Below are 3,241 nucleotides of genomic sequence, written 5' to 3' on the forward strand. Positions count from 1 at the left end.
CCCAGAGTTCGGCCTGCGGCGATGTGACAAGGGGCGTGCTGAGGGTGAGGGTGGCGGGCACCACACCGGCGCGGGGCACACCGACACTGCCCCCCACCACGACGGGGGCGGCGAGCGCGCTGCCGAGGACCAGGGGAGCGAGCAACGGCAAAAGGAATCGGGTCATCAGGAACTCCAGGGGAACAGAAGACAGAAGGGGAAGTCGGTGCTGGACCGACTTCCCCTCAACGTGCCGGTGGGTGGGCTCAGGGGATCAGGTACGGCCCGGTGGGCACGTCCAGATTCCCATGGGCGTCATTGCCCCAGGCCACGACGGTGCCGTCGGCCTTCAGCGCGAGGCTGTGCAGGTACCCAGCCGCGATGGCCACGACGTCCGTCAGGCCAACGGGCATATTCAGCTGCCCGTCGTCGTTGTCGCCCCAGCCGACGACGGTGCCGTCGGCCTTCAGCGCGAGACTATGGAAGATGCCGGCGGAGATGGCCACGACGTCCGTCAGCCCAGCAGGGATGGTCGTCTGCCCCAGACCGTTGTAGCCCCAGGCCACGACGGTACCATCGGCCTTCAGCGCAAGGCTGTGCAGGTGCCCAGCCGCGATGCCGACGACGTCCGTCAGCCCGGTGGGGATGTTCAGATTCCCATAGCCGTTGCTGCCCCAGACCACGACGGTGCCGTCCTGCTTCAGCGCCAGGCTGTGTTCGGTACCAGCCGAGATGGCGACGACGTCCGTCAGCCCGGCGGGGATGGCCGTCTGCCCCTGGGCGCCGTTGCCCCAGGCCACGACGGTACCGTCGGCTTTCAGCGCGAGGCTGTGGTTGGCGCCACCCGCGATGGCGACGACGTCCGTTAGCCCGGTGGGGATGGTCGTCTGCCCCTGGCTGCCCTGGCCCCAGGCCACGACGGTGCCGTCCTGCTTCAGCGCCAGGCTGTGGTTCCAGCCAGTAGAGGTGGCGACGACGTTCGTCAGGCCAGCAGGCACGTCCGTCTGACCATTGCCGTTGCTGCCCCAGGCGATGACAGTGCCGTCCTGCTTGATGGCCACGCTGTGCACGAAGCTCGTGGCACCGAAGCTCTTGAGGAACTGCAGGGCCTTCTGGGCCTGAGCGCGGCCTTCGTTGCCCGCCTTATCGGCCGCGATGACCAGCAGGTCCGCCGCGCCACTGGTGGTGGGCGTCCAGTTCAGGGACCACTGTCCGGAACCGGGAGTGAACATCACCTCGGCCACCCCGTTCTGCCCCCACTCGGCAGCGTCGGTGCTGCCGATCAGCATGCTGCCGTCGAACACCCGGATGGCCATCAGGTCGCCGTCGTCGCTGGCGGTGCCAGCGAGCGTGATGTCCTGTCCAGCGGTGACGGTGCCCACAGCGTTCAGGGTCACCTGGGGGGCCTGGGTGTCCAGGCTCAAACCGGTCTTGTCGAAGGCAATGCTGAACGTCTTGCTGAACGTGGTGGGCGCGGCAGTTTCCGCGCCGGTGGCCTGCCACGCCTGGGTGGTGGCCTTGATGAACAACGCGCTGGTACTGGTCGTGCCGATGACCTTGACGCGAGCCCCCAGCTTGCTGCTGCCAGCCAGCACCTCGGCCACCCCGTTCAGGGGCGTGCCCTGGGCGTCCACCACCTGATAGTCGATACCGCTGTAGTCGCCGGTAGGCACGACGGTGCCCTGGGCATTGAGGACGTTCAGGCGTAAGTCCAGGGTCTCCTGGGTGGCGACGCTCTTCCACTTGAACTTGTCGGCGAACGTGGTGGTGCCCTCGCTGGCGAGGGCGTGCAGTTGGAGGTTGATCGTGCTGCTGCCCTGGGTCAGGTCGACGCCGTCGTTGGTGCCGTAGGCGAGGAAGGTGCCCTCGACGTTGTCCTTGCCGATGTTCTCGAAGGTGTAGGTGCCGCGGGGCAGGACGACGGTGGCGTTGGGCTGGGTGCTGCTCAGCGTCAGGAAAGTCTGGGCACCGTTCTGCTGGTAGACGTTCTGGCCGTTGAACTGGACGTAGGTGCCCTGGGCGTTCTTGACCTTGATTTTGAGGTGGGTGACGGTGCTGCGGCCGTCGGGGCCGGTGGGGAGGCCCTGGGTCTTGAAGGCGGCGAGGGGGGAGGCCAGGGTCAGGGTCACCATGTTGCCGCTGGTGGGAGTTGGAGCGGGCTGAGGGGCCTGCTGACCGCAGGAGGCGAGGACGAGACCGAGGGTGGTGAGAACCAGCAGACCAGTGGGACGACGCATGACAGCTCCTGTCCAGAGGGGGCTCTGGAATGAATGGGGGAAGACCACTGGGACGCAAGGCCAGGGTGGCTGGCGGTCAGGGACGGCGGAAAGCTCAGGTGGATCGCGGGAGAGGGCCCAAGGCTGGCCGATTCACATCAATCTGACCTTGTGTGAGCACGATCTCAAGATGAGGGTCACAAAACTCTCACAACAAAGGTGATTGAGAGGAGACGCCTCGCCAAGGGAGGACAAGCAAGGCTCGGATGCCAGATTAGGGTATACCCCAACTTCGCATCAGATTAGGGGCTGAAAAGCGTCAGATTAGGGTTGATTTCAGGATTATCTGACAGTCTCGCATGAGGGTCTAGATCCCAATCAGCCACCTCAACCCTATCGACCTACGAGCCGAGTTACGCTGCGTGGTCAGATGCGGGATTACGACGACATTCAAAAGTACAGACTGCAACTTGCGGCGCTCATGGAAGAACGCCACATAGGGCGGATCTTGATGAAGTCGGTGCTGCGTCCTGATCTGGAACTGGCGGACAGGATCGTCCTGAACCTGGACTATCAGGCAGGCCATTCCATCACCTTGCTGGAGATCGCGCAGGATGAGGCCGATATTGCAGAGCTGTATGGGGAAACTGCGGAAGAGTTATTTGCGGATGCCTTCGGCACGACAGGTGGAGTCGCATTTATTGATCCCACTCACGGGCTCCAACTGGCTGGGATGGGTGGTGGCCCACCCGTCTTCGGAACCCGCCTGGCAGACATGCTGGAGGCCATTGACCGACTTGAAGAGTATGCAGACGCTTTGGACAGGGATTCATTCTGCAAAGACCCCACCGGCGCAGTCGCAGATGCTATTCGCTGGCAGATGACAGTGTTAGGAGAGGCGGCCCGAACCATTCCAGACCACTTACGCTCCGAGTATGACGCCATCCCTTTCAAGGCGCTCTGTGGCTTGCGGGATGTTTGGAGTGAACCCATAACTCCGGACCAGTGGTCAAGCACTTCTAAGCGGAATGATAGCGGGCGGCGAA

The 3,241-nt window shown here is 63.8% G+C and carries 2 protein-coding genes; one reads left to right on the forward strand and one right to left on the reverse strand.

Translation table 11 applies throughout. The features are described 5' to 3' along the window. Positions 1-245 precede the first annotated feature (245 nt). Positions 246-2,216: an RCC1 domain-containing protein gene (locus IEY31_RS18865; protein ID WP_229723774.1), complete on the reverse strand. Its 1,971-nt coding sequence runs from the start codon at positions 2,214-2,216 to the stop codon at positions 246-248. Between the two features lie 409 nt (positions 2,217-2,625). Between IEY31_RS18865 and IEY31_RS18400 the strand changes: the two genes are divergently transcribed. Then, on the forward strand, positions 2,626-3,241 hold a 616-nt coding region (locus tag IEY31_RS18400), incomplete at its 3' end, for a HepT-like ribonuclease domain-containing protein (RefSeq protein ID WP_188974407.1).

It is taken from the genome of Deinococcus aerolatus, from assembly GCF_014647055.1.
Taxonomy (GTDB): domain Bacteria; phylum Deinococcota; class Deinococci; order Deinococcales; family Deinococcaceae; genus Deinococcus; species Deinococcus aerolatus.

Coding starts and splice junctions, on each gene's coding strand:
- IEY31_RS18865 (WP_229723774.1), bottom strand. CDS start 2,216: ATGCGTCGTCCCACTGGTCTGCTGGTTCTCACCACCCTCGGTCTCGTC.